Origin of the sequence: Candidatus Lokiarchaeum ossiferum, from assembly GCA_025839675.1 — an archaeon.
Classification (GTDB): domain Archaea; phylum Asgardarchaeota; class Lokiarchaeia; order Sigyniarchaeales; family Promethearchaeaceae; genus Lokiarchaeum; species Lokiarchaeum ossiferum.
This window is the reverse complement of record CP104013.1, coordinates 4052027-4075086: the sequence shown is the minus strand read 5'-3', so window position 1 is coordinate 4075086 and position 23060 is coordinate 4052027. Positions and strand designations below refer to the sequence as shown.

Annotated in this window: 27 protein-coding genes; 14 read left to right on the top strand and 13 right to left on the bottom strand. The window is 33.7% G+C overall.

Going from position 1 to position 23060, the window contains the following annotated elements:
- Positions 1-22: 22 nt before the first annotated feature.
- The 4 genes from NEF87_RS17285 to NEF87_RS17270 form a co-directional block, all read right to left on the bottom strand.
- Entirely contained in the window at positions 23-1039 is a 1017-nt protein-coding gene (locus NEF87_RS17285) for a homoserine dehydrogenase (protein ID WP_457916823.1), read from the bottom strand.
- A 206-nt stretch (positions 1040-1245) separates the two neighbouring features.
- On the bottom strand, positions 1246-2532 hold the full coding sequence (locus tag NEF87_RS17280) for an MDR family MFS transporter (RefSeq protein ID WP_371802662.1): 1287 nt from the start codon (positions 2530-2532) through the stop codon (positions 1246-1248).
- A gap of 315 nt (positions 2533-2847) precedes the next feature.
- Positions 2848-3396 carry a GNAT family N-acetyltransferase gene (locus NEF87_RS17275; protein WP_457916822.1) on the bottom strand — a complete coding sequence of 183 codons (549 nt, stop codon included), beginning with the start codon at positions 3394-3396 and terminating at the stop codon, positions 2848-2850.
- A gap of 54 nt (positions 3397-3450) precedes the next feature.
- On the bottom strand, positions 3451-4152 hold the full coding sequence (locus tag NEF87_RS17270) for a hypothetical protein (protein WP_457916821.1): 702 nt from the start codon (positions 4150-4152) through the stop codon (positions 3451-3453).
- 155 nt (positions 4153-4307) lie between these two features.
- Here NEF87_RS17270 and NEF87_RS17265 point away from each other — a divergent pair, with 155 nt between their 5' ends.
- Both NEF87_RS17265 and NEF87_RS17260 read left to right on the top strand, forming a co-directional pair.
- Positions 4308-5033, top strand: a complete 726-nt coding sequence (locus tag NEF87_RS17265) for a class I SAM-dependent methyltransferase (protein ID WP_457916820.1) — start codon at positions 4308-4310, stop codon at positions 5031-5033.
- 9 nt (positions 5034-5042) lie between these two features.
- A complete protein-coding gene (locus tag NEF87_RS17260) occupies positions 5043-6059 on the top strand; it encodes an NAD(P)-dependent alcohol dehydrogenase (RefSeq protein ID WP_457916819.1) in 1017 nt (338 codons plus the stop codon).
- Positions 6060-6076: 17 nt separating this feature from the next.
- Here NEF87_RS17260 and NEF87_RS17255 read toward each other — a convergent pair whose 3' ends face one another.
- The 3 genes from NEF87_RS17255 to NEF87_RS17245 all read right to left on the bottom strand — a co-directional run bounded on the left by NEF87_RS17255 (position 6077) and on the right by NEF87_RS17245 (position 8146).
- A complete protein-coding gene (locus NEF87_RS17255) occupies positions 6077-6439 on the bottom strand; it encodes a fibronectin type III-like domain-contianing protein (protein WP_457916818.1) in 363 nt (120 codons plus the stop codon).
- 310 nt (positions 6440-6749) lie between these two features.
- On the bottom strand, positions 6750-7436 hold the full coding sequence (locus NEF87_RS17250; RefSeq protein ID WP_457916817.1) for a hypothetical protein: 687 nt from the start codon (positions 7434-7436) through the stop codon (positions 6750-6752).
- Between the two features lie 11 nt (positions 7437-7447).
- A complete protein-coding gene (locus NEF87_RS17245; RefSeq protein WP_371802657.1) occupies positions 7448-8146 on the bottom strand; it encodes a hypothetical protein in 699 nt (232 codons plus the stop codon).
- A 183-nt stretch (positions 8147-8329) separates the two neighbouring features.
- Here NEF87_RS17245 and NEF87_RS17240 point away from each other — a divergent pair, with 183 nt between their 5' ends.
- The 7 genes from NEF87_RS17240 to NEF87_RS17210 all read left to right on the top strand — a co-directional run bounded on the left by NEF87_RS17240 (position 8330) and on the right by NEF87_RS17210 (position 12358).
- Positions 8330-9358: a prenyltransferase/squalene oxidase repeat-containing protein gene (locus NEF87_RS17240; RefSeq protein ID WP_457916816.1), complete on the top strand. Its 1029-nt coding sequence runs from the start codon at positions 8330-8332 to the stop codon at positions 9356-9358.
- Between the two features lie 400 nt (positions 9359-9758).
- Positions 9759-9977: a histone gene (locus NEF87_RS17235; RefSeq protein ID WP_371802654.1), complete on the top strand. Its 219-nt coding sequence runs from the start codon at positions 9759-9761 to the stop codon at positions 9975-9977.
- 76 nt (positions 9978-10053) lie between these two features.
- Complete coding sequence (locus NEF87_RS17230) at positions 10054-10272, top strand: histone (RefSeq protein WP_371802653.1); 219 nt, start codon at positions 10054-10056, stop codon at positions 10270-10272.
- Positions 10273-10439: 167 nt separating this feature from the next.
- Positions 10440-10625: a hypothetical protein gene (locus NEF87_RS17225; protein ID WP_371802652.1), complete on the top strand. Its 186-nt coding sequence runs from the start codon at positions 10440-10442 to the stop codon at positions 10623-10625.
- A gap of 119 nt (positions 10626-10744) precedes the next feature.
- Positions 10745-11263: a hypothetical protein gene (locus tag NEF87_RS17220; protein ID WP_371802651.1), complete on the top strand. Its 519-nt coding sequence runs from the start codon at positions 10745-10747 to the stop codon at positions 11261-11263.
- Between the two features lie 114 nt (positions 11264-11377).
- Entirely contained in the window at positions 11378-12178 is an 801-nt protein-coding gene (locus NEF87_RS17215; protein WP_457916815.1) for a hypothetical protein, read from the top strand.
- A 24-nt stretch (positions 12179-12202) separates the two neighbouring features.
- Complete coding sequence (locus tag NEF87_RS17210; RefSeq protein ID WP_457916814.1) at positions 12203-12358, top strand: hypothetical protein; 156 nt, start codon at positions 12203-12205, stop codon at positions 12356-12358.
- Between the two features lie 7 nt (positions 12359-12365).
- Here NEF87_RS17210 and NEF87_RS17205 read toward each other — a convergent pair whose 3' ends face one another.
- The 4 genes from NEF87_RS17205 to NEF87_RS17190 all read right to left on the bottom strand — a co-directional run bounded on the left by NEF87_RS17205 (position 12366) and on the right by NEF87_RS17190 (position 17950).
- Positions 12366-13112 (bottom strand): hypothetical protein, encoded by a 747-nt coding sequence (locus tag NEF87_RS17205; RefSeq protein WP_457916813.1) that lies wholly within the window; start codon positions 13110-13112, stop codon positions 12366-12368.
- A 223-nt stretch (positions 13113-13335) separates the two neighbouring features.
- On the bottom strand, positions 13336-14292 hold the full coding sequence (locus tag NEF87_RS17200; RefSeq protein ID WP_457916812.1) for an ABC transporter ATP-binding protein: 957 nt from the start codon (positions 14290-14292) through the stop codon (positions 13336-13338).
- A 2-nt stretch (positions 14293-14294) separates the two neighbouring features.
- Entirely contained in the window at positions 14295-17213 is a 2919-nt protein-coding gene (locus tag NEF87_RS17195; RefSeq protein ID WP_457916811.1) for an ABC transporter permease, read from the bottom strand.
- 20 nt (positions 17214-17233) lie between these two features.
- A complete protein-coding gene (locus NEF87_RS17190) occupies positions 17234-17950 on the bottom strand; it encodes an ABC transporter ATP-binding protein (protein ID WP_371802646.1) in 717 nt (238 codons plus the stop codon).
- Between the two features lie 613 nt (positions 17951-18563).
- Between NEF87_RS17190 and NEF87_RS17185 the strand changes: the two genes are divergently transcribed.
- From NEF87_RS17185 to NEF87_RS17175, 3 genes are all read left to right on the top strand, one after another.
- On the top strand, positions 18564-19049 hold the full coding sequence (locus NEF87_RS17185; RefSeq protein WP_457916810.1) for a hypothetical protein: 486 nt from the start codon (positions 18564-18566) through the stop codon (positions 19047-19049).
- Between the two features lie 78 nt (positions 19050-19127).
- Positions 19128-19586: a hypothetical protein gene (locus NEF87_RS17180; RefSeq protein WP_457916809.1), complete on the top strand. Its 459-nt coding sequence runs from the start codon at positions 19128-19130 to the stop codon at positions 19584-19586.
- A 76-nt stretch (positions 19587-19662) separates the two neighbouring features.
- A complete protein-coding gene (locus NEF87_RS17175; protein WP_457916808.1) occupies positions 19663-19872 on the top strand; it encodes a hypothetical protein in 210 nt (69 codons plus the stop codon).
- 44 nt (positions 19873-19916) lie between these two features.
- On the opposite strand, the gene NEF87_RS17170 is transcribed toward NEF87_RS17175, so the two are convergent.
- Both NEF87_RS17170 and nudC read right to left on the bottom strand, forming a co-directional pair.
- Positions 19917-20741 (bottom strand): hypothetical protein, encoded by an 825-nt coding sequence (locus NEF87_RS17170; RefSeq protein ID WP_457916807.1) that lies wholly within the window; start codon positions 20739-20741, stop codon positions 19917-19919.
- Between the two features lie 65 nt (positions 20742-20806).
- Positions 20807-21733, bottom strand: a complete 927-nt coding sequence (gene nudC / locus NEF87_RS17165; protein WP_457916806.1) for an NAD(+) diphosphatase — start codon at positions 21731-21733, stop codon at positions 20807-20809.
- Between the two features lie 137 nt (positions 21734-21870).
- On the opposite strand from nudC, the gene NEF87_RS17160 reads away from it, so the two are divergent.
- A complete protein-coding gene (locus NEF87_RS17160) occupies positions 21871-22356 on the top strand; it encodes a hypothetical protein (protein WP_457916805.1) in 486 nt (161 codons plus the stop codon).
- 88 nt (positions 22357-22444) lie between these two features.
- Complete coding sequence (locus tag NEF87_RS17155) at positions 22445-22984, top strand: hypothetical protein (RefSeq protein ID WP_457916804.1); 540 nt, start codon at positions 22445-22447, stop codon at positions 22982-22984.
- Positions 22985-23060 lie beyond the last annotated feature (76 nt).

The following is a 23060-nucleotide window of genomic DNA, read 5'->3' as shown; positions in this document are numbered from 1 at the left end:
ACATACCTTTAATAGATCACTCTCAAAGATTTTCTTTTTTAGAATCATACAATTGTGTAGAGATATGAATTATATCCGAAAGGACTCCTGATGCAGCTTCAAACCCGCCTGCCCCACGCCCGATGAAGGTATAAGGGCCAGCATGTTTTGTTTCAAATTCGACGAGATTTAAAGATCCCATGATAGCTAAGCTCGAGTCCATAGGAACTAACTCAATACCTGCGCTCAACTTTCCATCTTTCGCTTGACACACATGTTTAATGTATTTATGCTCCCTTTTGGCTCGTTCAATATCTTCAGCAGTGACATCTTCAATACCTTGCACTTTAATATCATGAATAGTCTTATTCCAACCAAGAAGAGCATTTGATAAAATAACAATTTTACCTGCCGCATCCTTCCCATTAATATCCATGGTCGGATCTGCTTCTGCATAGCCCAAATCTTGAGCTTCTTTAAGAGCTTCTTTGAAAGGCAATTTAGATTGAGTCATTCGAGTAAGAATGTAATTGCATGTTCCATTCAAAATCCCTCGGATACTTGAAATATGAGCTCCAGCAAGAGTTGTTTCAGCAGCCAAGGCTGGCACTGCACTCAATACAGTGCTTTCAATGCGCATCATAACACCTTTTTCTTGAGCAATTTGCTTCAATTCGCCGTATTTCAGATAAAAGGGGGGTTTATTTGAGGATACAATATGCATTTTTTTTTGCATAGCGGTTTTTAGAACTGTAAAGGCAGGTTCCCCATCATTTGAAGCCCATGAACACTCTACAAGGATATCTGCTTTTATTTCTTGAATGATTTCTAAGGTAGTTAATCCGGCTTGCCAATAGGGGGACGATGCAATATCACCCAAATCCAGCAGATTTGATAAATTGAGCCCATTATCATCAATAAGAGATCCCTGTCGTTCACAAATTGCTTTAACTACTGGAACGAAGCCAAAATTTGATCTTAAGTAATCTGCATCGTTTTGCATAATTTCAACAAGTGCTCGACCTACTCCTCCAAATCCAACCAATATTAACGAAACCATAAAATTCACAGTCTTTTTAGTTAAATAAAGATTTGGGAATCATGAATGACTCTTAGGCATAGATTTTGGTATATTTATTACTTTGGTGTTCTGAAAACTCAAAGCAAGAAAATAGGGGAGAAAGATTCGGCTCTATGTTAAAAATTGGCACCGATCTCTTTAAATATTCTTGAAAATTAGAAAAAAAGGCAATGGTGAGAGAAAATTTAATTTTTAATTTCAGCTTTTGCTTTAATAGAACGCACATCGTCGACTGGTTCAACCACATCCGTCACAATTTCATCAACAAAACGATCTTTATTGGATCTGTGCAGTAATAAGAAACCTCCAATGGCGATTGCAGAAAGAATGACACAACCATACCAAACCCAATTTGGATTATATTTATCCATGATATTTCCAGCGAGCAATGTTCCAAACAGATTAGGAATAGTCCAAGAAAAACTGAATACAGCCATATACCGACCTCGCTTATCCTCGGGGGCAAATTTTGCAACAACACCCTGACTGGTGGGTAATGCAATCATTTCACCTAAAGTGACAAAAATCATCGCAATAAAGACAAAATATACGGAATTTACAATCCCGAACATTCCAAACCCAATTCCATAACATAAGGTTCCAAGAGCCATCGCTTTTAAAAGAGGCATTTTGGATATTTTTCGAGTGATCAAAAATTGGGTTGTAACAACCAGAGCTGCATTGACGCTCATTAGTAATCCAATCATCTGATTAGTAAAACCTTGTTCTGCGACTAAATAAACCGAAAGTGTTGAGTACATTTGCATATATACTAAAATCATAATTGCAGATATGAATAAATATGACATAAAAACCCTATCTTTCATGACAGTGAAATATCCTTTGAGAGTTTCACTAAATGATTGCGATTCTGCTTCAATCGAAACAGGGCGTTTTGTTTCAGGAATGATAAAAGCAACAATGATTGCAGTGATTATACTGGATGCAGCATCTATAATAAATAGAGCCATATAGGAATGTAGAGCAATAAATCCACCTAAAATAGGTCCGACAGTTGCAGAAATATTTACTGCAACACGTAATATTGCATAAGCTTGTGAATGTTGTTCAGGTAATAGTAAATCCGGAACCATCGCTTGGCGAGCCGGATGTCCAATAGAACCAAGTATTCCAAGCAATGAAGCGAGAATATAAAATATTTCGAGCTGATTTACCAATCCCATCAAGATACTACCAAGACCAGATGCAACTAAACCAAAAATAATAATTTTTTTCCGGCCAATTTTGTCAGTTACGGCTCCACCGATAACACTACCAAGGATATTTCCGATGGACATCATCATAAATAATAGACCAACTTGTGTAAAGGAAGCGGAAAAGTGCTCCATTAAATAGATCGAAAAGAATGGGAAAAGCATAAATCCCCCCATTCTATCAATGAATGTGGAAAGAGTTAATACCCAAAAGGTATTTGGAAATTCCTGTGATATTTTTTTTAATTTTGAAAACATGAGTTCTCCCTTCTTTTTTGATTTGAAGTTCAATGAAAAACAAAACATACCATGAACATAGAGTTTAGAATTGTCTAAGAAAGGGATCAAAAACTCTCTTCTTGGCACTTTACATTGACAAACTCTTTGAAAAATGGCTTGGAAATTTGTTCTTCACAGAATTGCTTCGTCATAAAATTTCTAAAAAAATTATGATCAATAATTTTTAATTAACATTCATATAAAAACATTCGGATCCATAGTTGCAATGCAAATGTAAAAGGCGAATAAATTTTTTTGTTTTTCGATAATCCAACTATAATTCCCAAAACGTAATTATTGACCGTTATTTCTTCTGAAATCATCCTTTAATAAACTGAAGATGATTTCATCATGAAATATCCCTTGGTAATAATACTTTTGACGTAAAATCCCTTCCTGAACAAATCTGCATTTCTTTAATAACTTGATGGATTGTATGTTCGTTGGATTAACAGTAGCTTCTACACGATTTACATTCAAGACTAAAAAGATGTATTCTAACATTACAGTAAGGGCTTCATTCATGAAACCTTGATGCCAGAAATGGGGGGATAAGTCGTAACCAATTTCAGCGCTTTGATGCTTTTGGTCCCAATTTTCAATAACTATGGACCCTATAGGTTCATGAGAATTTTTTATTTCTAACATTATCCTAAATTGGTCTGGTCGGATTATTCCACACCCTCGGGAGTAGAAATCTTGAAGTTCTACATCAGTTTGAAAGCTTAACATAGTATATTTCTGAACAAGAGGATCAGAATATTGAGTTCTAAAAAAATCTAAATCCGATTCCTTGAGAGGACGAAGGATCAGACGATTAGACTCTAAGGTTGGCAGTTTCATTGATTACTATATTCACTTTAAAGGCATTTAAATGAAAATTGTTAAATAAAAAATTCAAAAATAATATTCAATATCATATTTTTTAGCAAATTTTTTCTTCTTCTTTATGAATAAGTTAATTATTGATATTCCAATTCCTAAAAACGGCAACGTTATACCTGACAAAATCCAAAAGAGATAATTTGGGGTAGAAAGAGGTATAAATCCAAAAATTATTGCGGGGATTAAACAACATGCACCTAAAGTTGTTAATACAATCCCTAAGGGATTTAATCGGATCATTTTCAATTCTTCTACAAATTCAAGATTTTCAAATAAATCAAAAATTTTATCTTCGGAAGAGAAATATCGATATGGTCCCCTTACTTCCCATGCTTTTTGGATATCCTCTAACCTTTTTTTATTAGAAGGAAGAAGTTCTGATTTAAATCCAATTATATTTAAAAATTCGGGGATTTGCATCCAATCAATTGGAGAATACCCAAATTTCCTAGGACGGATAAAAAATCCTTTTTTCTTTCCCGTTCGAGGTAAAATGGACAATTGTAAGTAACTCCCATTTTTTGATCTTTGCATTTGAACGACAAACTTTTGAATTTCACTACAAAGAAAAAGTTGGGTGAAGATTGATTGATCGGAATGGAGTTTAACTAAATATAGAAAATTATTTTCAATGACTAAATATCTTTTTTTGGAGATCCGAATATGTGGAAGGGATTCATAATGATTTTGGGGAAAAACTAGGGGTTGACTCATGATTAATATTTTGCCAAGAAGAATATATGTCTTTTTACTGAAATAACTATTTGATAAAGTAAACTTCTAACGATTTTACAATCAATCAAATAATAATTAGCATTTTACAATCAAAATCATAAAGGTATAAATGGGGGAAATAGTAATTTCTTTATATGATGCAAAATGCGATGGCACCATTTGGATTAGCTTTGCGAGATTATTTTAAAGGTAATAAAGAAGCAATAACCTATATCGTTCGGGATGATGGACACCGAGATGAAATGAAGATCGCACCCTATTTTCGGAATAAAGCGGATTTTTCCGAAATGGAGTTATTCGCTCTTCAAAAGGCTAAGGGTAAAGTTTTGGATCTGGGAGCGGGTACAGGGGTGCACACTCTGGAGTTGCAGAAAAGTAATCTCGAAGTAGATGCATTGGATATATCGGTACAAGCGTGTGAAATTATGATTTCTCGAGGAGTCAAGAAGGCGATTTGTGGAAGCATTTATGATCAAAAGCAAACACAAAGATATGACACAATTCTTAGTTTAGGGCGGAGCATTGGGTTCGTTGGGGACCTGAAGGGTATGCGAAAATTCCTTCAATATGCTAAATCAATCATGAAAGAAAAAGGTCAGATTTTATTCGATTCGAGCGATATTAGATCAAGTAAAGATCCAATTCATGTTAAATATCGCCAGAATAATGTACAAAACGGGAGATACTTTGGAGAAATACGATTTCAGATAGAATTTCAAGGGAAATTGGGCGATATGTTTCACATGCTTCAAATTGATCCAAAAACTTTGCAAACTTTGTGTGATGAAGTTGGTTTACACCTAGAAGTAATCTTTAGGGGAGATAGAGGTAGTTATTTAGCTAAAATCACCAGGAAATAGTGATAAAAAATGAATATAATAGATAAAAAAACTCCAAAAATGAAAGCGATCATTTGGACTAAGTATGGAGGCCCGGAAGGGCTTCAACTCCAATCAATTGATAAACCTATTCCTAAGGAAAATGAAATTCTAATTAAAATTCATGCAACCACAGTTTCTGCTGGCGATTGTGAAATGAGAAGCTTAAAGTTAGCGATGTGGATGCGTCCTCTTATACGATTAATAATTGGGGTTAGAAAACCAAAACGAATAAAAATATTGGGACAGGAGCTAGCGGGAGAAATTGAAGCAGTGGGCAAGGATGTGATTCAATTTAAAGAAGGAGATCTAGTGATGGCTACCAATGGATTTAATTTTGGAGGTTATGCTGAATATATTTGCATTCCAGATAACCGAGAGAACGCAGTCATTGTTAAAAAGCCAGCAAACATGACTTTTGAAGAAGCCGCAGCTATTCCGCTTGGGGGATTTAATGCCTTACATTTTATAAAACAAGGTAAGATTCAAGAGGGATCGAAAGTACTGATTATCGGTGCGGGAGGAAGTATTGGTACAGTGGGAATCCAACTCGCCAAATATTATGGAGGAGAAGTAACTGCCATTGACAGTACAGAAAAATTAGCAATGTTAAAATCTATTGGAGCGGATCATGTGATTGATTATACACATGAAAACTTTACCAACCTCGGGAAAACTTATGATGTCATTTTTGATATCGTTGGTAAAAATTCCTTTTCAAAGTGCATTAAGTCATTAGCTGAAACAGGGATCTATTTGTTTGCAAATCCCACGCTCTTTCGTACAATTCGAGCTAAGCGATTATCTAAAAAAACCAGAAAACGAGCAATAGGAGGGACAGTGGATTATACCTCAAAAGATTTGGTTTATCTCAAGGATCTAGTTGAAGCCGGAAAACTTAAAACAGTTATCGATAGGACATACGCTTTGGAAGATATTATAGAAGCTCATAAATATGTCGAATCGGGCCAGAAAAAGGGGAATGTAGTAATTAAAATACGTAAATAAAATATTGATATAAAAAACTATTCTACAGTAAATGTGGCAGTTAAAGCTTGAGATTCATTAGAATTCGGCCCCACCCAAAGATAGTAGGATATTGGATCCACAATCCATATCTTGGATTCGGGAGAATAATAAGCGAGAGATTCAATTGGAATTTCGAATTTTACAGTCTTAGATTCGTTCGCTTCTAAAGAAATTCGTTTAAATCCCCGCAAATCTTTATGATGACGTTCGACAGACGGTTTTTCGTAGCCACTATAAACTTGCACAATTTCATACCCTTGTTTAGGACCCATATTCGATATTTTTATGGATATTTTGAGGATATCGGATTTGGCATAGCTTTGGCAGTCTAAAACTAAATCGGAATATTGAAAACTCATATAACTTAACCCATACCCAAACGGGAATCTTATGGGATATTTCTCTTTATCAAATAATGTATAGCCCAGAAACATTGCAAACTTTGTGTGATGAAACTGGTTGGTACCTAGAAGTAATCTTTAGGGGAAATAGAGGTAGTTATTTAGCTAAAATCACCAGGAAATAGTGACAAAAAATGAATATAGTAGATAAAAAAACTCCTTAAATGTTTAGTAATATATATTTTAAGATACTAAAAGGGATCTGTATGAAAGTTATTCATGAAAAGGTTAAAAAAAAAATGCGTTAGATGCAGTTATTTGATTAGACCTATCTTTGATATTGAATATTAGGCTGTATTTTTTCAACAATTTTCTCTTTTTCAATTTTATAGACACTTTTTGTGATGACATTGAGATTTATTTCAATACTTGTTGTGGATTCAGCCGGAATATCAACTTTCCAGAAATATTCGGGAGGAGAAGAGCCAGATGTTTCAGGTTTGCAAGATAGAAATTCAACTTCCTTGGTCTGAATAAATTCCAACCGAATCTCCTTCATATCCCTACTTGATTCATTTGTAACAGATATTTTTCGTTGAATCACATCTATCCTTTCATGTTCCTGTATTTCCTTGTACCGATGGGCTTCTTGAGGAGGAACAGGTTTTGAAGTCACTTTATTTTCCCCTTTCTTTAAGCTGACTAAGCGATCCTTTACAGATATTTCCCGATTTGGGACTTTATTGGTTAAAAATTTCTTTCCAATATTTTTTTCTGTATTCATGTACGCTTGAGGCAATCCAGTTTTATCAAAAATGATGATATCAGTATTGGGAATAGGTTTTTCAAGTTGAGAAAATTCATACTGCATGAGAACTTCGCGTAGAATCTCATTTTGCTCTGCGGAATGACGAGAATATTGCCATTCTAATATATTTTTAATTGAAAATGGTACTTTTTCTTGTTTAAACCAGTTTAAACGAACACTTTTTCTACTTTCTAATTGGGCTTTCATTTTTTTTACACCTACATGTAGACATTTGAAACTTTTTGCATTTGTTTCATCATCCGATTTTTTGGAATTTCACTTTGAGCCATTTGTTCCATTTCTAAATCTTCTAAATAGCCCATCTCCGGAGCAATTCCCTTAGTTTCAAATTCTGCAAACCCTATTGTGCATTTAGGGTAAGAAATATCGGTATTATTCATTACCAGAATATAACTCTCCAATTTGGCCATTTGGGTTTCTTCATCCAATTCAATATGTAAGGAAGGTTCCCATTTAATTCGAGAATCTTCAATGAAATATTTTACCTGAAGTGTAATTTCTTGTTCCACTGTCGAGTCTATTTTAATTACAATAGAACCATTCATGTCTTCATATCGTCTGTAGTTAGCACTTTCAATGATTTGTAAGATCATATCACGACTTTCACCTCGTAAATCAGTGGCATTGGCAATAATATTCTGTGCAGCACTTTTTTCACGGTTGATAAAATTTTCAACAATTTGTTTATCTGGACGCTTCACATCTACTTGAAGCAAAGCAGCAGATTCTGATCCCGACATGGATATCATTGTAGTCGAAGGATCAAATGCAGCAGGAACATTTTCGATATCAAATATATTTGTACCTGGATGAAGAGAAACAAGCTGAGATCTTTCGATGAGACCTCCTCCACCAGAAAATATAATAAATTGCTTAGGGATTGGATTTATTTTCATTTAAATCATCACAAATACAATATGGTTTATGAACATAAAAAATCATCCTCAAAAGAAATTCCTACGATTTTGATTTAAAGTGGGGAAAATTAAATAGAAATTTGGTCGATAACTGTTTTAATTTCTTCGATTTATTCACCTTTCTGAAATATTATATAGAACTTACGTTAAATTAAAATAACAATGTTTCAATGGTCTTCTTATTTTGAATATAACCCAATAGATCCACTGCTTTCCTCCAATGATGAGATTTTAAAGCATTTTGTAAAACAAGATTTATTAAATCGAAGGGAAAAGGATTTATTTTTTCTTGAAAATGCCCCCGTAGTTCAGAAAATAATTAAGAAACAGCAACCGAATGGATCATGGAAATCAGTATCAAAGAATCAATTAAGATATCCTGCAATAAATTACTCCCTAATCGAAACTTGGAGAAATTTTAGAATTTTGGTGGAAAAATATAGATTGACTAAAGAAAATCCGGCTGTTCGGAAGGCTTCGGAATATATATTTAGTTGTCAAACAGATTTTGGAGATTTTCGAGGCATATTAGCAAACCAATTTGCAATGTATTACACAGGAGCGCTAGCTTCACTACTCAACCAAGCAGGATATGAAAAGGATCCTCGATTGAATAATGCGATGGAATGGTTACTTTCTACCCGTCAAGATGATGGAGGATGGCTCGCAACATATTTGATGTCTCTAAATCTAACCAACAAAGAAGTTAATAGATTAACATCGCAAAATGCTTCCACGATCACTGAACGAGACGCAACAAGGCCATCGTCACATAATTGGACAGGAATGGTAATTCGAGCTTTTGCGAATCACCCTCAATATAGAAATCGCCCAGAGGCTCATCAAGCAGGGAAATTATTGAAAAAAGCCTTTTTTTTGAAAGACAAAAATTACACATCTTATCAGGATGCAGGATATTGGGTAAAATTTGAATATCCTTACTGGTGGAATAATCTAGTTTCAGCCATGGATTCACTTTCAAATTTAGGTTTTCTTGCGAGTGATCCAGATATTAAAAGAGGTCTGGATTGGCTTCAAGATCATCAAAACCAGTCAGGACTCTGGAATATATCTTATTCATCGAAGCATCAAGTTAAAAATTCACCAAAATCAAAAAATATGCAATTATGGGTGAGTTTTCAAATCTGTCGAATTTTTCAACGATTTCTCGATGCAAATAGGAATTTCTAAAAATCTGGATCTATAAGAGAAGAATTCATTTAAGACACCAATTTCTATGGAAGAAGAAATTACTAATTTTAAATATTCCTAATTACATAGAATATTAGATTTAGCAAGATTTAGAAGTGATATTCTATTTTTCCCAAATCGATCTTGCAAATTTCACCGCATTTTCTTCCTAAGGGACATGGAAACGGGATCATTTTCCACTTTAGGAAGTCTGATTTTTGTCGATAGAATCACCGATCCATCCCATTCGGATACAATTTTCACCCAAAATCTGCATAAGTTTTAAATAGACAAAACACTATATTATAATTAGTTTGAACTCATTTGGGAATTTATTGTCTACAATAAGTCTCTAGTTGAGGGCAGCTACCTATTTATTTATACGCGGAGTATGAAAAAAATGGCTAAAAGAAAACGAACATTTGCATGGTCTCCACTTCGAGCTTTAATGAAAAAAGCTGGAGCCGAGATTGTAAGCCGAGAAGCAGTTGAAGCTTTATTATACTATTTAGAAGACCGATCTAAAAAATTGACCATTATGGCTCAAAAATTCGCCAAACACGCTAAACGCAAGAAGATTTCCCAAGGGGATATGCAATTAGCAATTGACTATTTATAAACGACTAATCGATTATAAATATCAAAAACATCTTTTTTTCTTTACTACAATAAAAAAAACTCTGGATTGAAACAATATGGCCAAAAAACGAAGAATTTTTGCATGGAGCCCACTCCGAAGTCTCATGAAAAGCGCAGGCGCTGAAATCGTGAGTCGAGACGCTGTGGAACTCTTATTAAACTACTTAGAAGACCGATCCAAAAAGCTTACTGCATCTGCTTTAGTATTTGCCAAACACAGCAAACGTAAGAAGATCTCCAAAGGCGACATTGAATTGGCAATCGAAAATTTCTAAAAAAACCTTTCAAATCAATTTTTTTTCTCACCTTTTCCAATATTTTGATTGCAACAATTCTGGAAGATAATACCCAGTTCATTGATTCTAGATTATCCAATGGCGATTATTAGTATGCGATTAAAGCAGTAAATAATATTGGAAAATCTGAATTTTCAAATTATGAGATGGTTCGTGTTTCTATTATATCCAACAGTAATACTTCACCTCAAGTACCAGTTGGGAAACAATCAACAGACGATTATTTCAATACTATTCCTGGTTATACAGGATTCTTGGTTGGTATAATCACCATTATGACATGTGTCGCAATAATATTGCAAAAAAGAGTAAAACGAGAGAAATTAGATTAGTTTAGAAACCTTTTTTTTTTTTGTATCAAATGATGAATACATCCACAAGTTATTCATTTTACTTTATGAAATTAAAACAAATAATGAAATTTTATAAATGCATAGTTCAAGTATTTCTTATGCCTTTTCTAGCACATTTTGGAACTGGTTTTGCCGCAAAACGTTTTGCTCCCAAAATTTCAATCTGGATCTTGCTAATAAGCTCAATGCTAATTGATATAATTTCTCTGTTCTTCCCAACCGCAACGTGGGCCAGCCACGGTCTTTTAATGGCACTAATATGGACAATATTGGCAAGTCTCATCTCTTTTACTACAGTCAAGTTCATGCAATCGAGCAAAAGAAAACATGGAGTTGATGAGAATGAAATTATGAAGTTAAACGCTTTTCATTCAAGTATGATGATAGGATTATTAGTATTTGGCCATTGGATTTTAGACTTCATTGGATGGCCCCTAAGTGTATGGCTTTCCAATGCCGAAGGTGTTCCATTTTTCTTTACAAATACTCCAAACTACGGATTAGGTCTGTACTCCACCTGGGCAGGTGCTTTAATTACAGATATCGGAGTATTAATTATTGGGATCATTGTTTACATCAATTTTCGGAAGAATCAAGCGAGAAAATTAGATCAATAATCTGATTTTCGTAGTATCTTTCGAATTAACCTTCAAGAAGCGTTTTTTCTTTATTTTTTACGATCCATCCTTAGATCGAAAAATTCAAAAGGTTGCATGGATGAGAAAGATTATATGTCTCCTAAGGAAGGAACGAAAAAAACCGCCATTCCAAAAAATATTGCCGAAGAGCGAACCATTCTTAAACAACTAGACGATGAATTATATCAAAATAAGAAAAATCATAGACGTTTACGTGTTGATAAGACCATTTTGGCCGGAAAAATAGTACAATACGAAAATTTTTTCACTTCCTTTATAACAAAGCTCCCCCCATTATTCGATCAAGCTTATATCAAATCTCTAAAGAACGTGTGTATCATAGATAGTGAGGAATATCACGAAAATTTGGTATGTATAAGTGCCATAACATTGAATCAAAAAAGTGAATTTCACGTGGTACCGTTCATTTTGGACAATCTGATCTATAAAAAGGAAGGAGATCGACAGATTATCTCCCAATTCAAGAAATTTCTGGCTCAAAAAAACTTTTCAACAGTGGGATATCACGGAGAAAATAAGAAGGAATCCTATTTATTTGAAGATCAAAAGGGTGATGTGGTAAACACAGAATTTTTCCTCCGATTATTACGAGATGGAAAAATTTTACCCCCAGAAATTCAAAATTTGATAGATTTTGAGAATTTCATTGGATATACACGACATGCGTGTCCATTTTTTAAGCATAAACAGTGGCATTGGAAAATGTACTTTCAAGCCATGAATCATAGTTTATTAAACCATTTTCAAGATTCACCCCAACGAATATGTTTAACTTGCAAAAAACCGCAAGACGTTCTTCTTTATTGCAGTGAAGATGCATTCTCAGCGTTTCTTGTCTATTGCTTGTATAAACAATATGAAAATGTTCTCTGAACATTTCAAAACACACTAAAAAGCATGGGATTTGGTAATTGGTCAGAAATTATAATTTTTGGAAGTATATCGCAAGAGAGCTTCATCAATATTTGTATCATGGTGATGATGGTAGCTATTATGCTTGCAATGAAAGGTTATAAAACCTTCATTCGTAAAAAAGAGAAATTAGCCCGTTAATCTAATCTCATTTTTTTTTCTCTTGCTTCAATCCTAAATATAGAAAGATAGCAGAAGGAACAATACAAAGACTTATTATTAAATGGATTGTTCTCCCAATATCAGAATTTAACCAATTGAAAAGGAAACTCCCAATGATAACTAAATCCATTAGGATTATTCCAATCAGTGTCTGAATATATTTCTTGCCAAACACACCCATTTTACCCATTTCATTGTATTGTTTAACCCCAAGATAAATGATTAATCCAGTCATCAATTGAGAAACTATGATTCCATATACAAAGAATGAATTCGACCATACAGGGACCCCAAGATCTAGAGGATCTAAAGAACGAGAATTATATCCACTGATTCCTGCTACACCACCGTATTCAAAGTCAACACCCTCAGGTATTAAAAGTAATACTAAAAGTAATACAAAATAAACAAGGGAAATTAACACTTGCTTCTTCAAATAGAAGCTTTCTTTTGATTTTTCAATCATTTTTATAAAAGAATAGACATTTACTAACCCCAGACAGGAAAATATAATGGTTAACTTATTTCCGATGAGATTAAAGGCATAATTGTCAACAGTTCGATAAATGATGTTAATTAAAATTCCCACTGCGGGAACAAGGAAAGTTAAGGATAGGGTAATAGATATCCGAGTTCGCTTCCTACTTAGAATTTTAAAACCGAGAATTGTAAATAAGATAAATATAAGCCCATAGATAAGGTACACTTGTAAGATAACTGTTGAAAATGCCATGATAAACTAACTTTGCTGTATAGCGATTTAAATTTTTATGCCAGAATTTTTCCCATCCATATAAGTCCAAAAAATAAAAAACAAGAGGAAATGATATCAGTTCAATGCAAATTATTATTGTAATTTTTCCAGTTTTCTCTAATATTAGAAAAAGTAAAAAAACTCAGCTATCCGTATTGAACCACCATTTCTATAACATTTAAAGATCTATTACAAATCCCTATTAATTAATTTTCGCTCCACATGATTTGCAATGGAATTTTTCACCATTCAATTTCACTTTACACACGGGACATAATTTTAGATTTTGAATGGAAGGAGATCCGATAATTCGTGCACCATGTCCATTTAGGTCAAATTTAAAATTCCATTGAAGACCATAGGTATCTAAAACACCCAACATTTCGGGAGGAAGAGTTAAAGTTCCGTTTGGTGACACAGAGATCGAACGCGAAGCTTCTAATGCATAGAGATCACTCCCTAGACCATGCTGTCCGATGATAGTCCCATCACTCAATTCTATACTTCGATCGGCATAAGAAGCGACATGCTGACTATGAGTTACAATCAAGAAGGCAGTATCGGACTTATTATGAAGTTCCTTAAAAATTTTCATTACATGATCTGTATTTTGAGAATCTAAGTTTCCTGTGGGTTCATCAGCTAATATTAATGCCGGTTTATTAGCTAAAGCACGTGCAATAGCCACTCTTTGTTGCTCACCCCCACTCAACCGATGCGGTAAATCATGCATACGTGAACCAAGATCAAGTTTACGTAAAATAGCTTCAGCCCGTTCTATCGCTTCTGAATATTTAACCCCTGCATATCGGAGTGTTTTTACAACATTTTCAAAGGCAGAAAATTCCGCTAATAAATTTCCTTCTTGAAAAATAAAACCAATAGTCTGACGACGTAAGGGAACTAAATCTGATTCAGCCATCCGAGATATTTCTTGATCATAATAGCGAATAGAACCAGCACTGGGTTTCTGCAAACCACCGAGAGTGCGGAGAAGAGTAGATTTTCCAGCACCTGAGGTTCCCACAATCGCTATAAATTCACCCTTTTCTACGTGTAAATTTAAACCACGTAAAGCTACAACATTTGCAGCACCTTCCAATCCATCATAGATGGAATACACGTTATTCGCGCTAAGTATGAGTTGTTCTTCTTGCATTCTTAAACCACCTTTGTTGCCAAGCTTAAATCTTGATTTGCTGCAGATCGTACAGATAAAACGGATGCCGCCATCATTCCAAAAAAGGTTATACAACTAATGATGAGTAATTCCACACCAGGAAGCACTACACTTCGATACACAGAATTACTATTCTGGAGCATCATATTGATAAATATGAACACGTTGTTGAAGAGGTAACTAATTCCGACTCCAATGAAAATCCCCCATATTGAAGCCGTTAACATCATTAACGAATTTTCTCCGATAACCATCTTATATATTTGCCCTTTTTTAGCTCCAATGGCACGAAGAATTGCAAATTCATGCTTCCGTCTTTCCATCAAAATAGCTGAAAAGGAAAAAGCACTGATAAACACTGCAACTAAGCTTATCACAAAATTTAAAGAAAGTAAACCCGAAATACCATAGCCTTGTTCAGTAGTATCGATTGCAGCATATTGTTCGTAATAGGATAGATAATTTGAGACCCTTGAATCACTTTCTAAAGCATTTTTAATATCTTCAATTTCCCCAGCAGAAATATTGGAACTATAAGATGAATGAACATAATACCGAGTTGCATTAAATTGAGATCCGATCATAGCCTCTTCCTCCAAGCCGTTAGATAATGCCTGAAATTTTAAAAAAAGATGTCGTGATATTAAACCATACGATTGAATTCCACCTGGAAGCTGGTTGACGGTTCCTAAAATTTTAATATTTTCCATAGTTTTTACTTCTCCTTGTGAGGAATTACTCACGTAGATCCGAATTTCAATCAAATCTCCAACTTTTGCATCCAGCATATAGAGATGATCAGCAGTAAGAAAAATACCTTCTGGATTATCTTCTAGTGCTTGGAGAGCACCCTCGGCTGTAAAAGCGTCAAAATTGTCATTTTGCCAAAATAATACTGGAGAGTTTTGTTTCAAGTTAAGCAATTCCTGTTCATTTTCCATAGCTATAACAGAAATCCAAGAACTTAAAGAACGAATATTCATTGAATTGAGAGCAATAGAATCATCGAGTCCAGAAATGTTGGCAATGGCATCATGATAGTTGTTTTCTTCTGCAAAATTTATTTGCCAATCTGCCCCAATTTGCCATTCAAGTGAACGCTCCGCTTGAGTTTCTTCAGTATTTCCTTGAATAGTAGCAAGGGAGGCAATCGATAAAGTCAGAATAATAATTACAGCCAATCGTTCAATATCCCCCCTACGTTTTAATCCAGATTTGATGATTTGCTTTACATCATGAAACACAGGAATAGCTAATAGCGATTTTTCCATTTTAAGGGGGATTTTTTTAACAATCCTTGATCCAACGGAACTACCCCCGATCCAAAACATAAAAGGAGAGATCACAAAAATGGCGATTTCGGTTGCTTGAGAAATCGGAATCGGAATTTTAAGCATTTTAATCATAACTAAGGCAATACCTGACAAACTAAGCATAAAGCATATTATATCGAGTTTATATCGTTTGAAAATGCGCTCTTTTTTGAGTTCACGTTTTGCAACACCTTGGGTAACTTCTTGTTCAATGAATTTCTTCCCTTTTTTATAGGTAACTATGATTAAAAGAACACTAACCACGATAAAAGGAATAATAAAAGCCCATAAATCAAATGAGAAATATTCCCATAGACTTAAATTTGACTGGAAATCGGTTTGCATAAACCCAGAAGCACTACTAATTGCCCAAGCTGCAATAATACCTAAACAATAGCCGAGTACTGAACCTCCAATCAACAGAAATAGTGTTTCATCTCGCAGCTCCGAAAATATTTGCTTCGAATTAGCCCCTTGAACCTTCTTTATGGCAATAGCTCTCCTACGTTCTTCTAAAGCCATTTCCAACCCAAAATTCAATAGATAAAGAGAGAGTAAAACCACCGGAATTGCTAGAACGATGTACAAAAAAGTAATAAAAATGCTTTGAGATTGAAATCTCAACAAAGGTTGTTCTATTTCATTATATCCCTGTAAATCTGCTGAATAATCACGCGTAAGTTGGTTTATAAAAAGATTTAGTTCTTTATTGAACTTGATCGGTTCTTTGACGTTAAATTGCGAAACATCGATTTTTAATGCTAAGTAAAAATTGCCTGTATAGGTAAATCCATGATGAACATCGACCATGGTAGCATTGTTCAATAATTCTAACGAAAGATAAATTCGATCACTGTGAAAAGGATTATGAATTGAATTCATTTCATCACTTTGTTGCTCAAAGGGATCATATGTTCCACGAATTGTCAAATTGGTTAAAAAACCATGATTCTCATTAGGATCTCCACTAGGAGAATAGATGGTTTGAGAAAAATTGAGCATATCTATGGAATCCCCAATAGTTAAATCTAATGATTCTAAAAATGATTCTGGAAGAATCACAGATCTACCAGTAAGATTCGCTTCACCCTTGAAGTTCATCTGCATAAAACTTTGGCCAATTGGACCTGTAAAAATATCTTGGGAAACAAATGTTGACCGATAGTAATAAACATAATCTATTTCTGAGTTATTTGTATATTTCGGAGTCACATAAGTTGCCAACCAATTATTACCCATATTACTACGACTAGATGCAAATAGTGCAGTATCTAAAGTGCGCGAATCGTTTAAAATAAAGGATTCGAGATCTTTCATGTTATCCAGTGTTTCATTTCCCATAATATCAAACCGAGCATCATAGGGAAAATCTTGGACTATGGTTTTATAATTATTTTGTTTTAGTTCATCATTATACAGGAGAATTCCCGAAAGAAGTGTAACTGCTAGCACAATTCCAGAAAGCATCGCCATAGATCTACGTTTATTCCTAACGATAGAATGGAAAGGCGCTAGGAAAAATTCCCGAATAATTCGCTTTCGGAAATAATATGCATTTGATTTTTTATTAGCTTTAATTTCGACCATATTTATCATTATCCTGAGATTTAAATCTCCATTTCTGCCTCAACCTTTCCATTTCTTAAGATAAAGACTTGATCTGCTGCATGAGCCAATTTAACATCATGAGTCACCATTAAGATCGATTTTCCCATTTTGGTGAGTTTTTTAAAAATCTCTATTATTTCAACCCCCGTTTTTGTGTCAAGATTGCCTGTTGGTTCATCAGCATAGAGAATTAGAGGATCATTAGCCAAAGCTCTTGCAATCGCGACTCTCTGCTTTTGACCTCCTGAAAGACCATCCGGAAAATGATCAGCACGATCCTCGAGTCCCACAAGAGATAATAGTTCCATTGCCCTAGTGTAGGCATCTTTATCCTTGATCCCCGCTAAATTCAAGGGAACGATTATATTTTCGAGAGCAGTTAGATTATCGATCAATCCAAAAGATTGAAAAATCCATCCAATATTTGCACCTCGAAGAGCAGTTAATTGATCATCTTTGAGTGAATAAATGTCAATATTTTTTATTTTAACTGTTCCAGCAGAAGATTTTAGCAGACCTCCAACAATGTTTAACAGTGTAGACTTTCCACTTCCAGAAGGACCCATTAAAGCAAAAAATTGGCCCGCTTGCATTTGAAAATCTATACCTTTAAGAACATTTACTTCATTTCGTTTGCCTTCGTTAAAAATTTTCTCGATATCTTGAATTTCAAGAATATTATTTGATAAAGTTGAATTTGGTGCTGTTGATTCCATGAGACATCAGTATTTTTTTTTAATACACTTATGTTACAAAAAAAAATGTTTCCCAATATTATTAATAATCGAGGAACCATTTGTTAGCAAGGCTTGTTGTTCATGAAATTTTGAACAATATTCAGGATAAAAAAATTGATTTCTTTTTTTTAAAATTCAAAATTTAACTGAACCTAACTCCCATCCAGGTTAATCTCCATGCGTATCTATTATTTTCGAAAAAAGGAAAAATAGAATAAATTCATACAAAACAAGTATGATCTTAATATTTTTTGCTTGGAAGCTTACAGAAATAATTTTCACAGCAATAAATCCTAATTTATTACTGTTAAGATAAAGAATGGGCAGTTTTAAACCAGAATGTCAACCAAATGAGTTATTCTTTATCGATACTTTAAATTTTAGTTATACAAAATATTCTTAAGTTCATTTATTAAAAATAAGATATGCTAGAGATCATTGTCAATATATTTCAAATGGTATTGGCGTTGGGATCATTTTTAATCAGTTATCTTCTGCTTAAAAAAAATAAATCCTACTTAGGAAACCAATTGCTGGCTTTATCTCTGAGTTTAGTTGGATTTTATGCTATTTTTTCAACGATGCGGTGTTGATGCAATTCTCGATAAGAGCGGGATTTATCTCCCTAATGTTTGCAGTTTTCTTTCTCTTTACAACAATGCAAGTAATTATTCATTCAAGCAAAATTATAAGGAGTCACCCCATACGATTCATAATTCCTCTTGTAGTAACCTTAGTAATATCAGGGTTTATGATATTTTCTGATTGGATTTATGTAGAAAATACGGATATTTCTACTATGGATTATATGGACGCTATCTTCTTCAGTTTTGCAGGTTACATTGGAGTAATGATCATACTGACGATGTTAAATCTTTATATTTTTGGAATTAGAAAAAGTTCTGTTGATGTTAAAAGGAAAATGTGGTTCTTTTTTAGCGGCTTATGTTTCATGTTGTTAGGATTAATTGTTGAGGGAATTGGAGGCATTTTTGAAGGATTTGTGGAACTATTTGATATATTACTTTTCATGATGCTTTCTATCGGGGTGTTGCTAATGGCAAAAGCCTTCCTTTAAGTATGCTGCTTTTATTTTTTTTTGATTAAAAAAAAAGTGGAAGGATAGATTAATATAGGCTAAAAAAAAGTCTTTGACATGAACTTTAAATCAAAAAAAGTTGCCCATAATATTGTACTTCTTTTTAGTGGAATTTTAGGATGTTTATCTTTAATTTTACCCGCGTTAGATGAGAGCACATGGTTTGGAAATATTCAAATCTGGTTCTTTGGTTTTAACAAAGGATTAACAGATGATTTCTTGAGTGATTTATTTCTTACTGGTTTAGGAATCTTACTAATTACGGCTATAAGTATCTTATTGGCAATTAAAGGATTTCAAAAAAAGATATCTCGAAAAATGGTAAACTTATTACCTATTATCGAAATCATTGCAGGAGTTGGATTAATAATCTGTGCTGCGTTTTTCGATTCATTGGCAAATGATCATATTTGGGGCTCGATTAATACAGGTGCGGGATTAATTTGCTGTTATCTTAATATAACATTACTTTTAATTACAGGAATTGTCATTTTAATTATTGATCAAACTCAGTAAGAGCCAAAAATTCATCGTTATAGATTAAACTTTTTTCAAAGATCAATTTAAATATCTGATCAACCATTTCTGGAATATGGGACAAATGACAAAATTAACCCAATTTGCAATTGTGGGATTATTAGGTATTATTGCTGGAGCAGGAATAATAAGATTTCCGAATGGTGGTGGAATTGTTCTCTATATAACAATGGGCTTAATAATCCTTGGGCTTATAGGAAGTTTGTTAGAACCGAATCCTACACGAGTAATAACTAAAAAAGATCAGAAATTACATGAATCTTAAAAAAAAAGACCAAACTGAGCTCCAATAAATGATTTTTCTTTGCCCTAATCTAAGATATTTTGCAGTGAATGAACAAAATCAAGAGTATTTTGCAGTTTTTGTTGAATAGAAGTTTCCAATATTGGACCATTTCGTTGAAAAGTCATAGTAATCGGCAAATCATATAATGAAAGATTCACCTTTCCTTTTACTTCTGGCCATTTAACAACATAGGCATCTGAAGGGACCGTTTTTAGAGGACATTTGTAATGATTTATCAAATTTTGTTGCTCTAAATATTTAATCGTGTCATTGGAATTATCAAGCGCTTTAAAGTACTCAACTATCTCAGAATCAAGCATACACCCTGCCCAATCTTGATTAGCCTCAATAGCTGCAGCTTTAACTAAAGCATCCCCAACAAGAGTCGAAATCGCATTAATTTTCGGAGTTTCCCAATCTATACGTTGATATGTGATCGAACCCATACTAATTCCCCCCCGAAGCGGAAATCCAAAGTCCCATAGCATATTTGTGTTTATAATACTTTTCACAACATGCAAAAGTTTAGTAAATCCTTCGATTGATAGATCATCAGTCCAGAGAAAGATGCTATCAGACACAATCATTGAATTCAATTCTGAAATCTTAACTTTGAAATTATTGTAATTTTTAATTGGTTCAACATTTTCAGGGCTTGGAATAGATTTATGAGCAAAAATCGACCCATTTACTAAAGGTTCAAGAACATTATAGTAATAGAGAAGAGTTTGTTGTTTGCGAAAAGGATCTTTCTGAAATTCTTCTTGAGCAGAAAGATTCAAAACAAACTGGGAAAAACCTAAAAGATCAAGATATGCAAAAAATGTCGTTGGAAAAACATAATTCATAAGTCACAATTCGTTTTGAGGATTAAAAATAGATCCATTCAAATGTATTTCTTTATGAGAACAACTTATTTTTGAGGTTTGGAAGACTGGGTTGAGACAAAATGATCAATCAATTTTCGAGCGACACTAATGGATGAAGGAAGCTGTGGAAATTCATCACACTTGAACCACTTGGCATCATGTATTTCGTTGTTGTCTACCTTAATTACTCCTTCTGACCACTCTGCAGTAAAAGCGAGCATTAATGAATTGGGAAACGGCCATGGTTGGGATTCAAAATATGCGATATTTTTTATAGTAATTCCGATTTCTTCCTTCACTTCCCGAGCGACAGCTTCTTCTAAAGTTTCCCCAGGATTCACAAACCCGGCGACTACACTATATAAATTTGGGGGAAATTGATTATTGTGGGCGAGTAATATTTTATCCCCTTTGGTAATAGCAATTATAACGGCAGGAGAGATCAAGGGATATTCAACATGAGAACAATCAGGACACTTTAGAGCAAATTCAGATGGTGAAGCAATAGTTTTAATACCACAAACACCGCAATATTTATGAGTTGTTATCCAGGTATATATATGAAAAGCGATGCCAGCAATTAATAAATTGAAACCAGGTTCGAGCCGGATCAAGTATCTTATTGGATAGTCTTTAAGATAATAGTTTGAATTATCAGAACCAGATCCTTCCATTATTTTGAAGTTTGTCTCTTTTGAAAAATACATTATATAAACTGGCTCGTTTAGATACTCTCCAAACTGAATGCATTTCCAATTCAGATGAGATAATTGCTCAATTTGTGGAACAATTTCATTTTTCCATTCTTTGCTATTTGTTTTAATAAAAAATAGAGGGATTCTGGAGCCATTATTTTGCTTTAAGGCTAAAATATTATTATTTTGGAAAAGAAAAATAGTTCCTGTGGGTTCTAAAGCAGTTAAATGTTCAAAGGATAACATTTTTGAACAAAGGTTAAAATCGTTGACCATAAAAATAATTAACTTTGCCGTCAAATAAATCTATGCTTCAAATTAGGATTGGCAATATGTAAATTGCGACGAAATGGACTTTTAAGAAAATACGCATATATTTTTATAGAAAATAGGTGATATGTTAGTTGAATGAAATGGTAAACAATGTGAAAATAACTCAAGAAATCAAGATCCAACTAGCTAAAACTTGTTTCAATGAAACTTGGGATTATATTGAAAAATTGGACAAGTTGAAACCTTGGGAAAAAGAAATGATGATTGCTGCAGCACATACATCCCGATTTTTTTGGGGTCAAGTAGGTAAACCAATCAATTATCAACGAGGAGAGTGGATTTTAACTCATGTCTATTCCTTATTAAAAAGAGGAGAACCCGCTTTGCATCATGCTAAAGAATGCTGGAACTTGACTGAGAAGGAAAATATTAAGGATTTTGATCTTGCTTTTGCTCATGAAGGACTTGCTAGAGCTTATGCTTTAAATAAAGATGTGGAAAATGCAAAAATTGAATATTTATTGGCTAAAGAAGCAGCAAAATCAATAAAGAACACCGAAGATAAAGATTACTTCATGGAGGAACTGGAAAAAGGACCTTGGTTTGGATTTGAAAAAGATTCTTAGACTTTTTTTAACACAATTACTCACATATGAGTAAAAAATTACTCGAATATTGGTTAAATTTATTAATTAACTAGCAATATTTATAATTGTGGAAAATTTAAAAAGAGGGAGTCCACTTAAGAATCAATTCCAATCTTCTAATTCTACACCATTTCATATATGTCCAGACTATATCTCTTTTATTTCTGACAAGGAAGAAGGATGGAAAGTTGATTTAAATGAGATAAAAACATTAATTCCTTTTGAAATAACAAATGCTTTTCTCAACGCCAGAGAAAGATCCTCATTGTATGGAATATCCCGGGATAAATATGTGCAAATATTACCATTCATGTACTTTCATCGAAATCAATTTCACTTATCCAAAGAATTACGCCAATATCTAATAGTTGCGCATGGGGAAAATTACTCTACAGCAATTTTAGATGAAATTGCTGAAATCTATCTTCTTTCTCCCCAAAAATTAATCCAAAAAGCAATAAACAAAAAAAATTTGACTTATTTGGAGAAAATGAGAATTTGCAATGAATGCACCGTTCATGAATTGAATCAATTAGAAAATCAACTTCCAAGCAGTGATCCAATTTTTCGCCATATAAAGGAGAATTTGCCTAAAATTTATCGTTAGAAAACTTTCTTTAAATAATTACCCCTAAATAAAATTGATTACATTTATTTCATAACGTTCGATATTGATAATTAAT